This is a genomic window from Psychrobacter pasteurii (assembly GCF_900162815.1).
In the GTDB taxonomy this organism is placed as follows: domain Bacteria; phylum Pseudomonadota; class Gammaproteobacteria; order Pseudomonadales; family Moraxellaceae; genus Psychrobacter; species Psychrobacter pasteurii.
On the sequence record NZ_FUGD01000166.1, the window covers coordinates 1 to 765 of the forward strand.

General features: G+C 39.9%; 1 protein-coding gene. It reads right to left on the minus strand.

The features are described 5' to 3' along the window. On the minus strand, positions 1-603 hold a 603-nt coding region (locus A1232T_RS13010), incomplete at its 3' end, for a transposase (RefSeq protein ID WP_143514004.1). Positions 604-765: the final 162 nt, after the last annotated feature.

The window sequence follows — 765 nt, forward strand, 5'->3', positions numbered from 1 at the left end:
GTCACCATTTGATGTGGTTGCAGACTCTTTTAAGCCCAAATCAATTCCAACGCTACCCTTACCACTTACTTGCTTAGGAAAGTCTTTAACGGTGATACAGGCATACCAACGATTACGACTGTCTTGTACTATCTCTAAAGTGTTTATCTGATATAGGCTTAGGTTATAGCTATCAAACATATCAATAACTAACTTCTGACCTCTAGATAAGGATAGCTGTATTGTTGATTTAAGTGCTTTTTTGCCTGTTTGTCTGGTATGTAGATGCTTGATAGCAGACTTTTTAAAAGGTATCCAGCCCAGTGATTTACGCTTGGCATCAGGACGGTTGGTGCGCCAGTTAAGCTTGGCTTTTTTAAATTGTTTTCGGGCCTTGGCGTGAGTCTCATTGATAGCCTGTAAGGTCTGACTGTGTAATCCTAAATACTCACCGCTACCTTTGGTGTACTGGTTTAAATCATAGGCTGAAAAGTACTTACCGGTACGTTTTAGATGCTCAAAGCAAAGTGCATTAATATAGTTCCACACAAAGTTTACCGAACCGCTTAGACGATTCAGCTCTTTTATGTGCTTGTCTTTAATGCGTAGTTTGAGGGTTTTCATATACTTAGTATGGCAAGATTAATTTTAGCTTACAACCCTTTAACGACTTCTTACGACAGTGTGTGTCGCCTTATATCCACCCCCTGAAGTGCATAGGTATCTACACAAGTTTTCTAGCCGCCTCAGCAAAGTATTTTAGATCATCAGGGGAGTAGTGATTAA